The sequence below is a fragment of the Gluconobacter sp. OJB genome, assembly GCF_039638275.1.
Lineage (GTDB): Bacteria > Pseudomonadota > Alphaproteobacteria > Acetobacterales > Acetobacteraceae > Gluconobacter > Gluconobacter cerevisiae.
This window is the reverse complement of the sequence record NZ_JBDIWH010000001.1, coordinates 418,094-436,132: the sequence shown is the minus strand read 5'-3', so window position 1 is coordinate 436,132 and position 18,039 is coordinate 418,094. Positions and strand designations below refer to the sequence as shown.

Genomic DNA, 18,039 nt, shown 5'->3' with positions numbered 1-18,039 from the left:
GGATTCGGTGTCAACGAAAGATCATATTCTTGAATCCCCGGCTTTTGCAGGTGACCGACCACCTTTATGGGCTGCATTTGACGCAGAATGGTATCGTACGCGCTACGGACAGCGGCTTCGGCAGGAAGCCCGAGAAGAAGAGAACGCATCCGAACTTGATCTGAGTGACGAGGGTCTGGAGCGTCACTGGAAAACCCGTGGAGCCAGAGTGGGGCTTTCTCCCAACCGCTTCTTCGACGAAGAGTGGTATCTCCGTCAGAACCCGGATGTTCGGGAAGGGATCCGTCTGGGGATTTTTGATAGCGGCTTTCTTCATTACTGCGAAAGCGGTTTTCGGAGCCGCTCGCCCCACTGGCTGTTTTCCGAAGAAAATTATTTCAGCTGCAACCCTGACCTGAGCCCTCATGTTCTCACAGCACAGGGCTTTTGTAATGGTTATGACCATTACCTTGCGATAGGCGATCAGGAACACCGCAAATCTCACGCTTTTTTTGATCCTGAAGTTTTCCGCGCAGCCAGTATGGCCGAGCGGCAACATTATGATTTCAGCATGGGAGACTTCTTCCAGTTCATCAGATTTTCATCTGCCGGCCGCCGACGGAGTTCATGGTATTTTGATCCCAAATGGTATCTGGACCGTTACCCTGACGTGGTCGAAGACCTGAAAAACAACAGGTACCAAAGCCCGCTTCATCATTACCTGACCAATGGCAATCCGACAGCTTACGATCCCAATCCTTGGTTCAGCGAAGCTTTCTATGTTGCACAATATCCTGATGTCGGCGCAGTCGTGGAGCAGGGACGCTTCCGCAACGGCTACGAACACTTCATCCGGTTTGGTATCTCAGAAAAACGCCAGCCCCAGGCGGATGTCGATCTCGCAGACTTCCTGAGGCAAAGCGGGATGCAACGCATGTTGCGTCAGCCCAATATTCCCGACCCCTTTGCGCTCTGGATTCAGTCACAGGGCAGTCCTGTTCAGGATAAAACTGTAGAAGCGTCAGAAGAGCAGTGCCAACTACTGGATCTTCAGCGGGCCCAGACGCTTATTCCGTCACTGGTTCGCGCGCCTCTGAATTTTCAACCTGTAACAGCGCCTGATATGACCGTTATCCTGCCTGTTTCGAACCAGTTTCAGGAAACGCTTTCTACTCTTGCAGCGCTTCATGCAAATAATGACCGTAGTCTGCAGGTTATTCTGATTGATGCAGGCTCAACGGACGAAACCTCGGAAATCGAGAGATTCGTTCGCGGCATTCATATCATTCGCCCACCCTACCGTACCACGCACGCGGAACAGTTGGGACTTGGGCTCGAACTGGGACGGGCCGAGATCGTCCTGCTGCTTTCCGCCGGGACCCAACCCTTTCCCGGCTCTTTGAAGATTGCCCTTGAAGCCTTTGCGGATCCGCAGGTCTGGGCGGTCGGCGGACAGTCTCTGGGACTGGACGGCAAAGTCCGGGAAGCAGGAAGCATCGTCTGGAGAAACGCGAGTTTTACGCCTTTCGGAAATGGCATGCGAGCTAACGAACCTGAGATCGCATTCCGACGATGGGTGGATGGTTTCACCGGCGGCCTCCTATTTTGCCGATGCTCTGCTTTGCGGGAGCATAATCGGCTGACATTGGAGTGCATCGGTCCGGAAGCGGAAATGCTGGCGATCTGCCTTTCCCTGCGTCAGGCAGGCGGTAAAATCCTTTACGACCCGGACGTGATCGACAGATCAGCTTCTGAACCGGCAATTGCGCCAGATCTGCGGGCTCGCAACGAAGCCTGGCTGAAACGTCGTTTTGCAGGATTGCTCTCCCGACAGATGTTGCCTGGAAGCAGAATCATGCGAGCCCGCTCTACAGTCGGAACATCAGGAATACTGTTCCTGTGCCAGCAACTGCCTCATACCATACTGGGAACCACCTACCTGCGTCATCGGGATATGATGATTGGCCTGAGCCAGCTCGGATATCAGGTGACTGTTTTCCCACTGGACGGCACGCTTCATGACTGTGTCGCCACAGCGCTGGACTTCCCCCCGGACATCGAACTGATGGATGACTGCGATCTGTCCGAACTGCCAGGTTTTCTAAAAGATCGGGCGGAGTGCTTCGACACTGTCTGGATCGGTGGAACGCAAACACTTCAGCAGGTCGCACTGATTTTACAACACCATTCCCAGTCATTGCCAAAACTTGGAATGGTGGTGGATATGCATGCAAGCCCTGCCAGAGAGTCCCATCTTCGCAGGCGCGTTGGGACCGTCAACAACCATGAACTGTTTCTCGATGATCTGGAACTCGATACAGATCAGGCTTGGTTGACACAGGCTCTCGTAGTCGGAAACGAAGAAGAAAAAGCGGATCTTGAAACTCTAGGTCTGACGAATATCCGTATTATCGGATCTCCTCCAATTCCTTCGACACTCTCCCCGTCCTTTGAAGAACGTTCAGGCATTCTTCTGGCTCTTCCTGTTCATGCCAGCGGTGATGCAGTTCATGATGGCCTGCATTTTTTCATTCATGATGTTCTCTCAAAGCTGGACCGGGACCTTCCGCCTGAAGCGACAGTTCTGCTGGCAGGCTACCGATCTGATCTGATCGATCTGTCTGCCTATACAAGGTATCGCCGACTGGAAGCCTTTACGGAAAGCAGCGATCTGGCCACCCTCTACAGATCCCGGCGTATTCTTGTAGAACCAGCCCGAGTCCTGACATCAGCCCCGCGCGAAATTCTGGACGCCGCCGCCGCGGGACTGCCGGCAGTCCTCTCGGAGACCGTCTGCCACACCCTGGGGCTGGAAGACGGAAAGACCTGCCTGTCAGGGGGATTTTGTGATCCCGAAAAATTCGTTCAGGCCGTGATACGATTATATACAGACAGAGACCTGTGGAACACGATCAGCCGACAGGCACAGGCCAGAATGGAGGAGGACGCGATCCATTCGACCTTTTATGATGACTTGAAGGACGTTCTTTCCGTTGCCGCAGGAGACACCCCTCTGACAGCTTCGACCGTAACACTGCGGCCGCATAAAAATCATGAACCACAAACGGCCTTCGCTCCTGCGCCGATCCGGTTGCAGCCGCGCCGCCTGACCACCACCTCCTGAAGAAGCGGTCCGTCCGCACCGCTCCGGGAAAATCAATCAGCCTGAACATGGAACACAAGATGACTGCCTATTCCGAGAAACTTGATGCTGTTCTCCAGAATGTCGACACCCATCTGGAGGCGTCGGTATCACGTCTTTTCGAGATCCTGCGTATTCCGAGCATTTCCACTCAACCCACACATGCTGCCGATTGCCGCAAAGCCGCTAGTTGGATGCAGCGCGAACTCGAAAAGCTGGGTATGACGGCAGACGTTCGCGACGTTCACTGGGCAGCCCCCGGTCATCCGATGGTTGTCGGGCATGATCAGGGCTCAGCCGACGATGACAGTCGTCCACATGTGCTGTTCTATGGCCACTACGATGTTCAGCCGACAGATCCGGAATCGCTCTGGACGGCGCCTCCCTTCGAGCCTCGCCTGGTCGATGAACCTTCGGGCCGCAAGGTAATCGTTGCCCGTGGCGCAAGCGATGACAAGGGGCAGGTCATGACCTTCCTCGAAGCGTGCAGAGCATGGAAGCAGGTCACGGGTTCGCTGCCAGTCCGTGTCAGCGTGCTCCTGGAAGGTGAGGAAGAATGTGGCGGTGCAAACCTGCTCCCTTTCCTCAAGGAAAACGCCACCGAATTGAAAGCGGACGTCGCCCTCGTCTGCGACACGTCCATGGCCGACCGCAAAACACCGGGTATCACAACATCGCTCCGTGGCATGATGGCTGATGAAGTGGTCATCCAGTGCGCCAGCCATGACCTTCATTCCGGCCTGTACGGCAATGCAGCGGCCAACCCGATTGCCGTTCTGTGTCAGGCTCTGGCCACATTGCGGAACGCGGATGGCGGGGTGACGCTTGCAGGGTTCTATGACGGTATTCAGGATCCGGCCCCCGCAACACGCGCGCAGTGGAGCAGACTCTTTCCCGACGATAGCTCCCTGCTGGACGAAGCAGGTCTGTCGGTTGCTGCTGGCGAAAAAAACTACAGCGCGATTGAACAGACATGGTGCCGTCCGAGTTGCGAAATCAACGGGATTTCGGGGGGCTATGAAGGCGAGGGTTTCAAGACCGTACTGCCCGCCAAAGCCATGGCCAAAGTCTCGTTCCGTCTGGTTCCGGGGCAGAACCCGGATCGCATCCGCGAAGCATTTCGCGCACATATTCGTGCAGCCCTGCCAGCAGACGCCCGTGTGACCTTTACGGCGCATGGTGGCTCTCCGGGCTTCGAGGTTTCCCGTGACAGCCGTTTCCTGACACCGGCGCTTCAGGCCCTGAGCGATGAGTGGGGCGTTCCGGCCGCCATGGTCGGATCGGGTGGCTCCATTCCCGTGGCTGGAGAAGTCCGGGATGCTCTGGGGCTGGATGCGCTCATGATCGGCTTTGCCCAGAATGACGATCGGATCCATTCTCCGAACGAACAATACGGGCTGGACTCCTTCCACAAAGGAATTCGCTCCTGGGTTCGGGTGCTCGCAGCTCTCGCTGAAGCAGGCTGATGATGCCTTCCTCCAGACCACTGGCGCTGACGCTTGGAGATCCTGCGGGTATCGGCCCGCAGCTTGCGGCGGAAGCATGGCGCAGGCTGCGGCATTCGGAGGAGGGGGCATTTTTCTGGTTGGGCGATCCACGTCTGGCTGAGGCGGCAGTGCCTGTCACTCTGATCGAGACGCCGGAAGAAGCAGGCGCGGTTTTCACCAACAGCCTGCCCGTCCTGCCAGTCCTGTGTGAGGCAGACGTGATCCCGGGGCAGCCCGATCCACGCAATGCCGCGGCTACGATCAGCAGCATCCGTCTGGCCGTTGAATACGCGCTTGCAGGCCGGGCTGGCGGCGTCGTCACCAACCCGATTGCCAAACATATTCTGGCGGCGGCAGGTTTTCCGTATCCGGGGCATACGGAGTTTCTGGCAGCACTCTGTGGAATGGCAGGGGAGGAGATCATGATGCTCGTCTCACCCCAACTCAGGGTCGTGCCGGTAACGGTTCACGTTTCGCTGCAAAAGGCGCTGGAAACGCTGACGGCCGATCGCATCGTGAACGTGGCGCAAACGGCAAACGCGGCCCTGAAACGCGATTTCGGGATTGAAACGCCGCGCCTGGCGATTGCGGGCCTTAACCCTCATGCCGGTGAGCAGGGATTGATGGGTGAAGAGGAAATCACGATCATCCGCCCTGCAATCGAGCGCCTGCGCGCACAGGGGATCGACTGTCAGGGACCATTTCCTCCGGATACGATGTTCAGCGCCACGGCCCGGCCAAATTATGATGTCGCCATTTGCATGTACCACGATCAGGCCCTCATCCCGCTCAAGACGCTCGATATGGCTGAGGGCGTGAATGTGACGCTGGGGCTGCCCATTATCCGCACATCGCCCGATCATGGCACGGCCTTCGATATCGCAGGCCCCGTGACGGAGACGTGTCGCGCCGACGTCTCAAGTCTTCTGGCCGCCATCCGTCTGGCAGACGGTATGAGCGCTTATCGGGAAGGAAAAAGATCATGATCCGTCTTGGTGTGAACATCGACCACGTCGCTACGTTGCGGAATGCCAGAGGTGGTGCATTTCCCGATCCGGTCGCCGCGGCGGAACTGGCCATTGCTTCAGGAGCGAACGGAATCACGGCCCATTTGCGGGAGGACCGTCGCCACATCCGAGACGCCGACATGCCGCGTCTGAAAGCGCTTTCCGCGCCTCTGAACTTCGAGATGGCCGCAACAGACGAAATGGTCGGCATCGCCTGTGAACTTCACCCCCATGCGTGTTGCCTGGTCCCGGAAAAACGGCAGGAAGTCACTACCGAGGGCGGGCTTGATGTCGTTGGACAGCGTGAAGCCCTGAGTTCCAAAATCGATCGCCTGAAAGATGCAGGAATACGGGTCTCCCTGTTCATCGACCCCGATACACGACAGATCGAGACGGCGGCAGCCTTGGGAGCCCCCGTCGTGGAGCTTCATACAGGAGCCTATGCTTTGGGGGGCGCGCACGAACTGGAGCGTCTGCATCAGGCCGCACACACGGCTTTAGCCTGCGGGCTGGAACTTCATGCCGGTCATGGGCTGACCTACGATAACGTCGAAGCGATTGCCGCCCTGAAAGGCCTTGCCGAACTCAATATCGGCCACTTCCTGATCGGGCAGGCCATTTTCAACGGACTGGGACCAGCCGTGCAGAAAATGAAGCGTCTTATAAATTCCTGAACGAAAAAAACCGGGACAAAGGTTGTCCCGGTTTTTTTTCAAACTCACTTGACCGGCTGGATAACCGGCTGGGTGTCATCCTTGCTGAACTTGGGGACGTATTTTCCGGACTGGTCGGAATAGGTAGCCGTACCGCTCTGGGGCGGGGTGCGCGGCGGATGAAAAGCCGATACAGGTCCGAACGGACCGGCATTCACACGACGCATCGTCGATTCACGCTGACGGGCACAGCCTCGCGTGATGATGGAGCAGATACCGTCTGTTCCGATATATTCATCGTCATTGCCGGTATAATGGACTTCCGAAACCCGGTCATGGTCCACACGTACCAGCATCCGACAGGTCGTCCCGCCGCCGCCCAGAGCAGATTGGTAGATGCTGATTGCAGACTGGACGGGAATAAAGCCGGAATCAGCGGGCATGGTCGGCAGCGCCATGGTTCCATCATACTGCCAGAGTTCGGTCGTATCGTTCAGTTTCTTTGTGCTGGCCGGAATACCCGCGCAGGACTGAAGATCGTAGCTGGTCATCCCGATCATTTCGTACTGCGCCTTGTGGGCGTTCCGGGAATCAAAATATCCACATCCCGAAAGAGCGGCGGTGGAAGTCAGGGCAACGATCATTCGGAGGAAAACCGGGCGCATCATGTCTCCTTTGCGCGTAAGGGGGAGCAGACTGCGGGCCCTGGACGTTTTCATGACGAACAGGTCACAATCACATGTGAAGTGCCCGGTTTCTACAACAGCATCCCTGATGGGGATAGAGGAGGCGGGTTCCTTTGTGCCTGCCGATGGGTTACAGGGCAGTTCTCTTGCAGCACAGGAATGCCACCAATGTCCGATATGACCCTATCCGAGGTGACACGCCTCCAGACCACCCTCCAGCGCCTGCTGGGCTGTTCGAAACTGACCGTCAACAAACCCAGCCGCAAAGGCATGAGCGTTGAACTCGCCGTGTCAGGAGAAGTTATCGGAACGGTTCACCGCGATGACGACGAAGGCGAGGTTTCTTACGCCATTCACATCACGGTTCTGGAAGAAGACCTCCCGCCGGCCTGAGTTTTCAGGCCGCGTGCGCCGGAGCAGGCATCTCGAATCGCGTGATCTTCCAGCCCCAGTGCTCGAATTTCATGTGCAGGACGAAAGGTGTCTGCCCCGGCTGATCCAGACTGGCCTCAAATTTTCCGGGGCTTACAAAGTGCGCATGCACGGCATACCACGCCCCAAGCCAGCCTGACGTCGATGCGCCATGCGGCATCACCTGATGGGCTGTGCTCATCAGCGTCGCAGGCGTCAGATGGGTGTCGATCGCGTTGGACACGACCTGTCCGGCAAAGGAACTGCCAAAACCGGGGAGGTCATCATCAGCAGGAACGGCTGGTGAGAACTGTTCCTTCAGGCAATGGCTCAGCGATGACCAGTCCACGTGGGGGGCCAGACGCGACGCGTTGTTGCCGTGCAAAGCCCGGTCGATATCCCACAAAGCGAGATAGGGAGAAACAGCATAGGCGGCCAGAACGGCGCCGGCCGTAACGCCCAGACCCTGCCACGCACGAGGCATGGCTCTGCGAAATCCTTTTCTCATGACATTCCCCTGCCTCGGGTTCCGATGGTGTAATCCCCACGGTGACGGACGATAATCACGCTAACGTCTTTCAAGAGCGAAAGTCAGCAATTATCATCATACAATGGACATGATTTTTTCTGACCAAGAACTGGAACGGTATTCCCGCCACATTCTGCTGCCGCAGGTAGGCGCAACCGGGCAGGCGCAACTTCGACAGGCTGCCGTGCTCGTGATCGGAGCAGGTGGTCTCGGTGCGCCGCTACTTCAGCAGCTGGCGGCTTCAGGTGTTGGGCATATCGGGATCATGGATCATGACCGACTGGAACTCAGCAACCTCCAGCGGCAGGTTCTATATGGTACGGACGATATCGGACTGTTCAAGGTCGAAGCGGCTGCCCGACTTCTGAAGGCGCTCAATCCGCTGATCAAAATCAGTCCCTATGCGGTTCGTGCGACAGAGACGACGCTGGACGATCTTGTCCCGCACTATGATCTCGTCTGTGACGGGACCGATAATTTTCCGACCCGGCTTACCGTTTCCGACGCCTGCGTTCGACACGGGCGCTCTCTGGTTTCCGGGGCTGTACAGGGGTTTTCCGGCCAACTCGCCGTTTTCCGTCCGCAGAAGGGCGGTCCCTGTTATCGGTGTCTGTTCCCCGAAGCCGAACAGACAGAGGCGCCTGACTGTGGAATGTTCGGTGTGCTGGGTGCCGCTACAGGCGTTATGGGAAGCCTGATGGCTGTCGAGGTCATGCGTGAAATCATCGGTCTCGAAGGGCGCGACGAAACGCGGGTAAGCATGTGGGATGCACTGTCCGGCACGATGAGCGGTTTTACACTCAGACGTGATCCCCGTTGTCAGGCACATCATGAGGAAGCAGTCAGACCATGAGCCGTCATATGTTTCTGACGCTAGCGGATGACTCCTGGCAGCGCGCCCATTACGCAATGGTTGTCGCGGCAGGAGCGCTTTCGCTTGGGCGTGACGTTACGATCTTTGCCGGTGGACGCAGCGTTCTGGCTTTGACGCCGGATTGGCAGAAGCTTCAGGGTGCCGTGATGGATAGTGAGCTTGAGGCTCAGGGCATCACAGGATTTGACGAGCTTCGGGACGCGGTTCTGGGCTTTGGCGCAACCGTCATGGCCTGCGAAACCGGTCTGACGATGACAGGACTGGTTTCGGAAGACCTTCTGGAGGGAGTGGCTGTGAAAGGAATTGTCAGCTTTCTCGAACTGGCGGGAGACAATCCGGTCCTTGCATTGTAAGTTTTGCTTAAAGATATGGGTTCAGGATGTCTTTACCCGTTTTGATGACTTGCCCAAACCGTCGGCCCTTGGCAGGGATGCGCTCATGAGAATGTCAGTCTTCCTTCCGCGTTCCGCCTCAGGCTCGTCCGCTTTTCTGCGTGCACTTCTGGCCAGTACGATCCTGTTCGCTGCTCCCGGCGCACAGGCGGCCCATCATCACAAGAAGCATGCAGAGGCTTCCGCGAAGCCTGCGGACAAACACGCGTCTGCGAAAAAACACCACAAGACCGACGCAACAAAGTCGGCACCGCGACACAAGGCGCCCCATCACGCCGCCCTGAAGCATACGGCTCCCGTGGTTGCCGGGGCAGCCATTGCGGGGGCGGCGGCTTCAGCTGGGGCCACCCCGGGTCAGCCGGAGGCGCCAGCAGTTCCTCCCGCACCCGAGAACACGGACAAGGGCAGCAATACCGGTCTGCCCCTACCACGTTACGCCGCATTGCGGGCTGACAAGGTTTATATGCGCCGCGGCCCCGGAGACCGTTATCCGATCGACTGGGTCTATCATCGACGCGGACTTCCGGTGCAGATCGAACGTGAATTCGATGTCTGGCGTCTCGTGGAAGACTCCGACGGCCAGAAGGGCTGGGTGCATCAGGCAACGCTGTATGGAAGCCGGACATTCGTTATTCCGGGCCTGCCTCCCGAAGGTGTGAAAGCCCAGACAGGAGAGGCGAGCGCGCAGGAAGGCGACCATATCGGCAAGGCCGATGCCCGGATCCTTGCCCGTGTCGCCACACAGGACGAGGCGAGGGCACATAAAAATGATGTGCTTCTCATGAGCCATCCGGAAGAAGATAGCACCGTGGTCGCGGTTCTGGAGCAGGGAACGGTGGGTAACATCAAGCTGTGCCCGCAGAACTCCCAATGGTGCCATGTTAGCGTGAAGGGCTACGACGGCTGGCTGCCACGCCGTCTTTTCTGGGGCCTGCTCCCGGGCGAGACGATTCAACCAAACTGATTTTTTCCGATCGAGGACGCCGTATATGACATCGAGTTCCCATCACCGCCGCACGCGGATCGTCGCTACACTGGGGCCGGCTTCATCCTCCCCCGAGACGATCCTTTCTCTGGCGCAGGCCGGTGTGAATGTCTTCCGGCTCAATTTCTCCCACGGCGCCCATGAAGATCATGGCGAGCGTCATGCTGCCATCCGCGCCGCCGAAGAGAAGGTCGGCCATCCGCTGGCGATCCTTGCGGATCTTCAGGGTCCCAAACTGCGCGTAGGTGTGTTTGAAAACGGTCCGGTGGTCCTGGAGGAAGGCAAACCGTTTCGTCTCGACCTTGACCGTGCGCCGGGCACGATCTTACGGGTTTGCCTTCCGCATCCGGAAATTATCTCCGCTGCAAAACCGGGAAGTCACCTCCTCCTGGACGACGGCAAGCTCAAGCTGCGTGTCGTGACGGTTGGAGAAGGCTTTCTGGAAACGGTCGTGGTGATCGGCGGCAAGCTGTCCGAACGCAAGGGCGTCAACGTCCCCGATGTGACGCTCCCCATTCCGGCACTGACCGAAAAAGACCGTCGCGACTTCGACTTCGCCCTGTCACTTGGTGTCGATTTCGTGGCCCTTTCCTTTGTTCAGCGCCCGGAAGATGTTCAGGAAGCCCGCGATATTGCAGATGGCCGCGCAGCGATCGTCACCAAGCTCGAAAAGCCTCAGGCGATGGAAAATCTGGAGGCGATCGTTCGTCTTTCCGATGCGATCATGGTGGCGCGTGGTGATCTGGGTGTCGAACTTCCGCCGGAGGAAGTTCCGGTTGCACAGAAGCGTGCGATTGCCGAAGCGCGCAAACAGTGCCGCCCGGTGATCGTGGCAACACAGATGCTCGAAAGCATGATCGAAAGCCCGACCCCGACACGGGCCGAGGTCTCTGACGTGTCCAATGCCGTCTATGACGGTGCAGACGCGGTCATGCTGTCTGCGGAAAGCGCCGCTGGAAAATACCCGCTTGAAGCCGTATCGATGATGGTGCGCATCGCCGAGCGCGTTGAACAGGATCACGAATGGCGTATCCGCATGGATCGTCTGCGTCCAGTACCAGACGAGACGGTTCAATGCGCGATCGTTCAGGCAGCCTGGCAGGTCAGCCGTACGCTTCATGCCGGTGTGATTGCGTCCCACACACGCGGTGGCGGCGGCGCAATGCGGATGGCGCGTGAGCGGCCGCATTGTCCGATCATTGCCCTCACACCTGAACTGGACGTTGCACGTCGTCTCTGCATCGTGTGGGGGACATTCCCGCATGTCGTGGATCGCGAACAGACGGCTCATGGCATTGAGGATCTGGCCGGTCCTGCTGCCGAACTCGCGCGCAGCATGAACTTCTGCAGGGCAGGAGACCGGGTACTGGTGTTGGCTGGGCTGCCTTATGGCCATTCCGGCAGCACGAATACACTGCGTGTTGTCACGGCCTGAAAAAACAACCTGCTGCCAGGGCATAACCCGGCAGCAGGTTCATACATCGTAAAAAATCTCAGGCCTGACGGTTTTCAATCAGGGTTCTGCGGATTGCGCGTCCACGTTCGATCTTGCTGGTTATAGTCGCTTCGTCGCCATTACGGATCGCATCTGCCATGGCCTGCGTATCGGCGACAAACCTGTCGAGAGTGCCAAGCAACGCCTCACGATTGGCGAGGAAAATATCCCGCCACATAACCGGATCTGACGCCGCGATCCGCGTAAAATCACGAAATCCCGATGCAGCATAATCCAGCACAGCCGCGCGAATTTCGTCCGACAGATTATCGGCTGTATCACAGATCGTGAAGGCCAGCAGGTGCGGCAGATGGCTTACCATGGCACAGATCTGGTCATGCTGCTCGTCGGACAGGATTTTCGTCCGGGCACCACACAGGTTCCACAACGCTTCGATTCTGGCGATAGATCCCGGATCAGCTCCATCTGGTGGCACAAGCAGCGCCCATCGGTCTTCAAACAAGGTTGAAAAACCGGCGTCCGGTCCGGAATGCTCCGTTCCCGCCATAGGATGGCCGGGAATATAGGACACACCTGCGGGCAGGATCGCGTGAATCGTTGGCCCGAGCTGTCCCCGTACCGAAGCCACATCCGTGAGAATACTACCGGGATTCATATGTGGCAGTATCTGTCGTGCGACGTTTTCTACTGCCCCAACCGGGACGCAGACCATGACACACTCTGCCTGCGCAATAACGGCGGGGTCAGATGTCGTGACATCCGCAATCCCCAGTTCACGAACCCTTTCAAGAACACGAGGATTCGAATCCGCTGCGATCAGCGTACCGGCAATTGAGTTTATTTCTTTGGCTCTCCGAAGAACGGAAGACCCAATCAGCCCCGGCCCTACAATACAAAGAGACCTGAAAAGCGGTGTCATAAGACGCGTGGCGCCACGACGAAGGACGTGTCTTCGGATGTCTTTCCATCCCGAGACGCCCCCTCATTCTTGATATTGCCCGCAAGGGCCGTCACAGCTGGTGTAATGACTTTCTTGCGACGGGACGCTGGTGTGGAGCGCTCATAACGAAGGCGCCGCATCTCAACGACCTGCCAGATGAGAAGCACAGGAATACCAATCAGAATATCCCGTCCGCGCCGCAGAAGCGAAAGACTAAGGGATACTTCCGCATCAACGCCGAAAACCATGCCCAGTGCGACATAGGCTACTTCCTGAACTCCCAGCGCACCTGGAACGAGAAAGCCTGCCGACATAATGCCGCAGACTACCCCTTCAATGGCGACAGACGAGAAAAACCCGACATGCGCACCAAGAAGCTGAAGCCCCAGCCACGTCATGGCAGCACTGCCCATCCAACATATCAGATGGCAAAGCGCGCCCAGAGAAATACGGTCCGGGCGGCTCCAGAGGCCCTCCAGACGGGACTGAAAAGCCTCGGTATTTCCAATCAGCGAGTCACGCCATTCCGCAGCGATATGGCGCCCTAGAAATGTCGCCACCTTGCGAACCGTCGCGCCACCGCGTTGCTGGGTCCAGATGAACCCGGCGATTCCGAGGCTGAGCAACGCCATTCCGCCAATGAGCGGCCAGACAAATCTGGCGGCGTCGTGATGGCCGATAAGGCAGAGCAGGGCGATCAGCACAAAAGCAATCTGCCCCAGAACTTCTGTCGTGATATCTACAAGATTGGCTGCGACAGCTTCAGGCCAGTGCAGTTCTTCACCCTGTTCGGTCTTGGGGTCCACACCTGCCATTGTCGCGCGCACGCCAATGACCATTCCGCCAAGCTGGGAGAAGGGGAGGCAGGCTCCCGCGCTGTCCCGAACGAGGCGCGCGCCCATCAGGCGTTTGACGCTAAGCATGGGAACCGCCGCATGCCAGGCAATCCCGAGGCCCACATCCACTACAAGCTGACAGGCTGCAAGGAGCAGGAAGCCCCCAAGCCCGACCTTTGCGAGCGCTTCCATGACAGGATGGATACCGGCTCTGGCCGCAATGAAGGTGAACAGGGCCACCCCGAGAAGGGAAAGGAGAACAGGGAGAGTTTTTTTCAACGTCTTCGTCACATGCCGTTTGCACACGATCTATCGCAGGTATCGTTAATATTCCACCCTCGCAGACGCTTTCCCCGAAAAGCCGGGAGGATTATGCTGTCATAAATTGCAACCATCTGCTGATGACCCAAGGAGACACTGCCACCATGAACGATGTCACACTCGTGACGGGGGCTACCGGGTTTGTCGGCTCTGCCGTCGCCCGCGTCCTTGAAGAACGCGGACACCGCCTGAGACTTTTCGTCCGCCCGACATCCGACCGTTCAAATATTGCTGAGCTTGACGCGGAGATCGTTGTCGGAGATCTCGCCGATGCGGACACGCTCGCCCCGGCCCTGAAAAACGTCAAAACCCTTTTTCACGTCGCTGCCGATTACCGACTCTGGGTTCCGGATCCGGAAACCATGATGAAGGCCAATGTGGAGGGCACACGCAACCTGATGCTGGCCGCTCTGGAAGCAGGGGTGGAAAAAATCATCTACTGCTCCTCGGTTGCAGCACTCGGCCTGTGCAAAAACGGTGAATCAGCTGACGAGAACACTCCGGTGACAGAAAGTCAGGTCATCGGGATCTACAAGCTCTCGAAATATCGTGCGGAACAGGAAGTTCTGCAGCTGATCCGCGAAAAAAACCTGCCCGCGATCATCGTCAATCCTTCCACTCCCGTTGGCCCCCGGGATATCAAGCCAACACCGACAGGGCAGATGGTTCTCGACTGTGCCAGCGGGAACATGCCGGCCTATGTCGAGACCGGCCTGAACATTGTACATGTGGATGACGTCGCTGAAGGACATGCTCTGGCTCTGGAGCGAGGCAAGATCGGCGAGAAATACATCCTTGGCGGCGAGAACATCATGCTGGGGGATCTTTTCCGCATGGTGAGCCAGATTGCCGGGGTGAAGCCGCCGGGGATCAAGCTCAAGCAATCCTGGCTCTACCCCGTAGCACTCGTGTCCGAATGGCTGGCACGCGGGTTCGGCATTGAACCTCGGGTTACGCGTGAAACACTGGCCATGTCCAAGAAGCTGATGTTCTTCTCATCAGACAAGGCCAGGAAAGAACTCGGATACACTCCACGCCCGGCCCGCGATGCCGTGACAGACGCGATCGTCTGGTTCCGTCAGCATGGACGGATGAAATAATGCTGTTCGGAACCGCACTGACCAGTCTGGGAGCCTGGATCTATCTTTCGCTGTTTCATGGGAATTTCTGGCAGAAAGGCCCCATTCTGGGCAAGAAATCCGCCCCGGATTCAGCGCCCGATGTTGCCGTTGTCGTCCCCGCGCGTGACGAAGCCGAGTCCATCGGAGCTTGTCTGACGTCTTTGCTGGAGCAGGACTATGACGGCAAGCTGTCCGTTATCCTGATCGACGACGAGAGTACGGACGGAACAGGCGATATTGCCCGCGCCCTGCCTGATCCGCATGAACGCCTGACGGTCATCACGGGCGCCAAACGTCCAGCGGGATGGAGTGGCAAGCTCTGGGCCGTCCATCAGGGAGAACAGGAAGCGCTGACACGGATCGGCCCTTATGGATACGTCCTTCTGACCGATGCTGATATCATGCACGCGCCGGTGCACCTTGCCTCTCTGGTTGCCAAGGCGCGGGAAGACGATCTGGATCTTGTTTCGGAAATGGTGGCACTGAACTGCGAGAGCAGTGCAGAGCGCTTTCTGGTTCCGGCGTTCGTCTATTTCTTTGCCATGCTCTATCCATTTTCCCGGATCGCCAACGAACGTTCCCGCATTGCCGGGGCAGCGGGAGGAACCATTCTCCTGCGCCGCCGGGCTCTGGAGCGGATCGGCGGTATCAAGGCACTGCGCGGTGCGCTGATCGATGACTGCACTCTGGCCGCTCATGTCAAACGATCCGGAGGGCGGCTCTATCTGGGACACAGTGCGCTGGCATGGTCCATCAGGCCATATCGCGGCGTGAAGGATGTCTGGCACATGATTGCCCGCACGGCCTATGTGCAACTCCGGTACTCGCCGCTCCTTCTGATCGCGACGATCCTGGGAATGGCCATGATCTGGCTGCTTCCAGTTGGACTGACACTGTTTGGCACGGGAAGGGAACGGCGGATCGGGCTTCTGACCTATCTCGTGTCGTGCCTGACATTCGTACCCACACTGCGCCGCTTCGGCCTGCCGTTATGGCGTGCCATTCCCCTTCCACTTGTTGCGGCCTTCTACATGGCAGCAACCATCGGCTCGGCCATCGACCATCATCGTGGCGTTGGCGTACAGTGGAAAAATCGTTCCTACACGGATGAAACATCGTGACAGACAGCATCTGGGGGACGAAAGACGTCACCTCCGCCAAAGGTAAATCCGACGAGAATTTTCCCGTTGGTTCATTTCTGATAGCCCCACGTCTGCGGCCTTACGTTCACACCTATTATAATTTCGCGCGTGTCGCGGACGACATGGTGGACACAACCGAACTGACGCCTGCTGAAAAAATTGCGCGCCTTAAGGGCATGTCAGCCGTTATCCGGGGTGAAATCACAGCTCCTCAGCGCGCCGACGCACAGACGGCGGTCAAACTTCGCGACGTCCTGCTCCAGACGGGCGTCCCGCTGGAAACGGCAACGGATCTTCTCGAAGCCTTCTGTATGGATGCCGAAAAGAACCGCTACGAAAGCTGGGACGAACTGCTGCATTACTGCAAATATTCCGCCAATCCTGTAGGGCGTTTTCTGCTTTTGCTGCATGGTGAGGCCGAAGAAACGCTCGCGCCATCAGATGCGCTCTGTTCCGCACTTCAGGTCATCAATCACCTGCAGGACGTTGCGGGCGATCTGAAGGATCTGGACCGGTGCTATGTCCCGCTGCCGTGGCTGGAAGAAGAAGGCGTCTGTCTGGATGACCTGCGTCTGGTCCGCAGCAAGCCGGGCGTCCGTCGCGTGTTCAACCGGATGCTGGACGGGGTGGATGCCCTTAACAGAAACGCCAGGATCTTACCGCTTCTCGTCCGTGACCGTCGGATGCGGCTGGAGGCTGGTGTCATTGTGGAATTGTGCCACATCCTGACCGCACGCCTGCGTCGTCAGGACCCCCTCCTGGAACGCGTCGCCCTGACGAAAGCAGACGGAGCAAAAGCTTTGTTCCGGGCGCTGCGCTATTTCCCTGCCGTCGGCTGAACCGCAACGGCAGGGGTATCTGGACCAGATCAGGTGTAAATCTGGTCCAGCGCGGTACAGAAAGTCTTCATTTCATCCATGGAGCCGACCGTAATCCGCGAAGCATTTGGCCAGATGGGCCATGAGCGCCCGATCAGGACGTGCTGCTTCAGGAAGGCATCCTGAATGGGCTTTGCCGGCTTCTTCCAGTCAATGATGAACATGTTCGCATCGGACGGAATGAAATGAATGCCGCGCTTGCGCAGATGCTGGAACGTCATGTCGCGGGCCGCAATCATCTCCGCCTTGCGGGCTGCGATGGCGGGCTTCATGGTGAGGCTCATCGTGCCACAGGCCATGGCCGGGACCGGAAGCATCGAGGTGGCGCTTCTGCCATCATAACGCATCATGCTCTCATGAAGATCGGGCCTTGCAAATGTCAGACCAAGACGCATCCCCGCCATGGCAAACATCTTCGAGAACGTCCTGAGAACAACGACGTCCTTGTTCTTCGCCACCAGTTCCACAGCACTCGGCGCATTCGAGAAATGGATGTAAGCCTCATCCACCAGCACAACCGAACCTTTGGGCTTGTTCTCGACCAACCACGCGATATCGCGCAGCGGCGTCAGCGTGCCCGTCGGATTGTTGGGGGAACAGATATAATAGACGCCCGCGTCGGGGTCAGCAGCCAGCATGGCCCGAACATCCGTCTTGTATCCGTTCTTCGCCGTCAGGGGGACGCGAGCCAGAGGAATTTTCAGCCATTCCGCAGCAACCCACCCAGCTTCATAACTGGGATCAGCCGTCACAAGCCCACGGGTAGGCGAGCAGAACGTGACGATAGCGCGCGCGAGGGGGTCGGACGAGCCACACCACGTCATGACATGAGTCTGGGGAATCCCTTCGACATCGGAAGCCGCCTTGATGAGATCATCGCGCATGTGACCGGTCGGATCGTAGCGGTTGCTCTGAAAAACCGAGGAGGCGCCGGCCTGCGCAGCTTCCGGGAAGGGACCCGTCCAGCATTCATTGCTGCCAAGACGGGTCACACCTTCAAAATTGACCCCGGACGGAAGAATGTCCGCGCGGGCGGAGCCTGTCAGGGCTTTTACGGTCGCACCTGCGGCCAGAAGCGTGGCAATGCGCCCGAAGCTGCGCCGGGAATATCCCCGGGCAAGAAGGTCGCTGCGGGCGGCGGAAGAGAGAGGACTGGTCATTGTGGGCCATACTCCAGACTAGGGCCGGAACATATTAGTT

At 57.9% G+C, this 18,039-nt stretch carries 17 protein-coding genes; 12 read left to right on the top strand and 5 right to left on the bottom strand.

Annotation, left to right across the window (positions count from 1 at the left end):
* Nucleotides 1-7: 7 nt before the first annotated feature.
* From ABDK74_RS02035 to ABDK74_RS02020, 4 genes are read left to right on the top strand one after another with little or no spacing between them, the layout of a single operon-like run.
* Nucleotides 8-3,103: a glycosyltransferase gene (locus ABDK74_RS02035; protein WP_346002497.1), complete on the top strand. Its 3,096-nt coding sequence runs from the start codon at nt 8-10 to the stop codon at nt 3,101-3,103.
* A 59-nt stretch (nt 3,104-3,162) separates the two neighbouring features.
* Nucleotides 3,163-4,587, top strand: a complete 1,425-nt coding sequence (locus ABDK74_RS02030) for a M20/M25/M40 family metallo-hydrolase (RefSeq protein WP_346002496.1) — start codon at nt 3,163-3,165, stop codon at nt 4,585-4,587.
* Between the two features lie 2 nt (nt 4,588-4,589).
* A complete protein-coding gene (gene pdxA, locus ABDK74_RS02025; RefSeq protein WP_408874491.1) occupies nt 4,590-5,594 on the top strand; it encodes a 4-hydroxythreonine-4-phosphate dehydrogenase PdxA in 1,005 nt (334 codons plus the stop codon).
* Nucleotides 5,591-6,289: a pyridoxine 5'-phosphate synthase gene (locus ABDK74_RS02020; RefSeq protein ID WP_346002494.1), complete on the top strand. Its 699-nt coding sequence runs from the start codon at nt 5,591-5,593 to the stop codon at nt 6,287-6,289. The genes pdxA and ABDK74_RS02020 overlap by 4 nt, the downstream gene beginning before the upstream one ends.
* A 44-nt stretch (nt 6,290-6,333) precedes the next feature.
* Here the strand turns inward: ABDK74_RS02020 and ABDK74_RS02015 are convergent, their stop codons facing one another.
* On the bottom strand, nt 6,334-6,933 hold the full coding sequence (locus ABDK74_RS02015) for a hypothetical protein (protein WP_194255945.1): 600 nt from the start codon (nt 6,931-6,933) through the stop codon (nt 6,334-6,336).
* Between the two features lie 189 nt (nt 6,934-7,122).
* Here ABDK74_RS02015 and ABDK74_RS02010 point away from each other — a divergent pair, with 189 nt between their 5' ends.
* Nucleotides 7,123-7,347, top strand: a complete 225-nt coding sequence (locus ABDK74_RS02010) for a DUF3126 family protein (RefSeq protein ID WP_194255927.1) — start codon at nt 7,123-7,125, stop codon at nt 7,345-7,347.
* A gap of 4 nt (nt 7,348-7,351) precedes the next feature.
* Here the strand turns inward: ABDK74_RS02010 and ABDK74_RS02005 are convergent, their stop codons facing one another.
* Nucleotides 7,352-7,873 (bottom strand): DUF2939 domain-containing protein, encoded by a 522-nt coding sequence (locus ABDK74_RS02005; protein ID WP_194255926.1) that lies wholly within the window; start codon nt 7,871-7,873, stop codon nt 7,352-7,354.
* A 103-nt stretch (nt 7,874-7,976) separates the two neighbouring features.
* Here ABDK74_RS02005 and ABDK74_RS02000 point away from each other — a divergent pair, with 103 nt between their 5' ends.
* From ABDK74_RS02000 to pyk, 4 genes are all read left to right on the top strand, one after another.
* Nucleotides 7,977-8,747, top strand: coding sequence for a HesA/MoeB/ThiF family protein (locus ABDK74_RS02000; protein WP_346002493.1), 771 nt, complete (start codon nt 7,977-7,979; stop codon nt 8,745-8,747).
* Nucleotides 8,744-9,121, top strand: coding sequence for a hypothetical protein (locus tag ABDK74_RS01995; RefSeq protein WP_346002492.1), 378 nt, complete (start codon nt 8,744-8,746; stop codon nt 9,119-9,121). Before ABDK74_RS02000 ends, ABDK74_RS01995 begins: the two co-directional genes overlap by 4 nt.
* An 85-nt stretch (nt 9,122-9,206) precedes the next feature.
* Nucleotides 9,207-10,124, top strand: a complete 918-nt coding sequence (locus ABDK74_RS01990) for an SH3 domain-containing protein (protein WP_346002491.1) — start codon at nt 9,207-9,209, stop codon at nt 10,122-10,124.
* A 25-nt stretch (nt 10,125-10,149) separates the two neighbouring features.
* On the top strand, nt 10,150-11,580 hold the full coding sequence (gene pyk, locus ABDK74_RS01985; RefSeq protein WP_346002490.1) for a pyruvate kinase: 1,431 nt from the start codon (nt 10,150-10,152) through the stop codon (nt 11,578-11,580).
* A 58-nt stretch (nt 11,581-11,638) separates the two neighbouring features.
* On the opposite strand, the gene ABDK74_RS01980 is transcribed toward pyk, so the two are convergent.
* Together ABDK74_RS01980 and ABDK74_RS01975 are read right to left on the bottom strand one after the other, a co-directional pair.
* Nucleotides 11,639-12,520 (bottom strand): prephenate dehydrogenase/arogenate dehydrogenase family protein, encoded by an 882-nt coding sequence (locus tag ABDK74_RS01980; protein ID WP_346002489.1) that lies wholly within the window; start codon nt 12,518-12,520, stop codon nt 11,639-11,641.
* Nucleotides 12,517-13,668, bottom strand: a complete 1,152-nt coding sequence (locus ABDK74_RS01975; RefSeq protein WP_408874452.1) for an HpnL family protein — start codon at nt 13,666-13,668, stop codon at nt 12,517-12,519. The genes ABDK74_RS01980 and ABDK74_RS01975 overlap by 4 nt, the downstream gene beginning before the upstream one ends.
* A gap of 134 nt (nt 13,669-13,802) precedes the next feature.
* On the opposite strand from ABDK74_RS01975, the gene hpnA reads away from it, so the two are divergent.
* Genes hpnA through hpnC form a run of 3 tightly spaced genes read left to right on the top strand, consistent with a single transcriptional unit; the run spans nt 13,803 to nt 16,800 of the window.
* A complete protein-coding gene (gene hpnA, locus ABDK74_RS01970; protein WP_346002487.1) occupies nt 13,803-14,798 on the top strand; it encodes a hopanoid-associated sugar epimerase in 996 nt (331 codons plus the stop codon).
* On the top strand, nt 14,798-15,940 hold the full coding sequence (locus tag ABDK74_RS01965) for a glycosyltransferase (protein ID WP_346002486.1): 1,143 nt from the start codon (nt 14,798-14,800) through the stop codon (nt 15,938-15,940). Before hpnA ends, ABDK74_RS01965 begins: the two co-directional genes overlap by 1 nt.
* On the top strand, nt 15,937-16,800 hold the full coding sequence (gene hpnC, locus ABDK74_RS01960; RefSeq protein ID WP_346002485.1) for a squalene synthase HpnC: 864 nt from the start codon (nt 15,937-15,939) through the stop codon (nt 16,798-16,800). The genes ABDK74_RS01965 and hpnC overlap by 4 nt, the downstream gene beginning before the upstream one ends.
* Nucleotides 16,801-16,829: 29 nt before the next feature.
* Here hpnC and ABDK74_RS01955 read toward each other — a convergent pair whose 3' ends face one another.
* On the bottom strand, nt 16,830-17,999 hold the full coding sequence (locus tag ABDK74_RS01955; protein WP_346002484.1) for a pyridoxal phosphate-dependent aminotransferase: 1,170 nt from the start codon (nt 17,997-17,999) through the stop codon (nt 16,830-16,832).
* Nucleotides 18,000-18,039: the final 40 nt, after the last annotated feature.

Excerpts from the sequence above, each read along its gene's own strand:
- ABDK74_RS02030 (WP_346002496.1), top strand. The coding sequence starts at position 3,163 with ATGACTGCCTATTCCGAGAAACTTGATGCTGTTCTCCAGAATGTCGAC.
- pdxA (WP_408874491.1), top strand. The coding sequence starts at position 4,590 with ATGCCTTCCTCCAGACCACTGGCGCTGACGCTTGGAGATCCTGCGGGT.
- ABDK74_RS02020 (WP_346002494.1), top strand. The coding sequence starts at position 5,591 with ATGATCCGTCTTGGTGTGAACATCGACCACGTCGCTACGTTGCGGAAT.
- ABDK74_RS02015 (WP_194255945.1), bottom strand. The coding sequence starts at position 6,933 with ATGCGCCCGGTTTTCCTCCGAATGATCGTTGCCCTGACTTCCACCGCC.
- ABDK74_RS02010 (WP_194255927.1), top strand. The coding sequence starts at position 7,123 with ATGTCCGATATGACCCTATCCGAGGTGACACGCCTCCAGACCACCCTC.
- ABDK74_RS02005 (WP_194255926.1), bottom strand. The coding sequence starts at position 7,873 with ATGAGAAAAGGATTTCGCAGAGCCATGCCTCGTGCGTGGCAGGGTCTG.
- ABDK74_RS02000 (WP_346002493.1), top strand. The coding sequence starts at position 7,977 with ATGGACATGATTTTTTCTGACCAAGAACTGGAACGGTATTCCCGCCAC.
- ABDK74_RS01995 (WP_346002492.1), top strand. The coding sequence starts at position 8,744 with ATGAGCCGTCATATGTTTCTGACGCTAGCGGATGACTCCTGGCAGCGC.
- ABDK74_RS01990 (WP_346002491.1), top strand. The coding sequence starts at position 9,207 with ATGAGAATGTCAGTCTTCCTTCCGCGTTCCGCCTCAGGCTCGTCCGCT.
- pyk (WP_346002490.1), top strand. The coding sequence starts at position 10,150 with ATGACATCGAGTTCCCATCACCGCCGCACGCGGATCGTCGCTACACTG.
- ABDK74_RS01980 (WP_346002489.1), bottom strand. The coding sequence starts at position 12,520 with ATGACACCGCTTTTCAGGTCTCTTTGTATTGTAGGGCCGGGGCTGATT.
- hpnA (WP_346002487.1), top strand. The coding sequence starts at position 13,803 with ATGAACGATGTCACACTCGTGACGGGGGCTACCGGGTTTGTCGGCTCT.
- ABDK74_RS01965 (WP_346002486.1), top strand. The coding sequence starts at position 14,798 with ATGCTGTTCGGAACCGCACTGACCAGTCTGGGAGCCTGGATCTATCTT.
- ABDK74_RS01955 (WP_346002484.1), bottom strand. The coding sequence starts at position 17,999 with ATGACCAGTCCTCTCTCTTCCGCCGCCCGCAGCGACCTTCTTGCCCGG.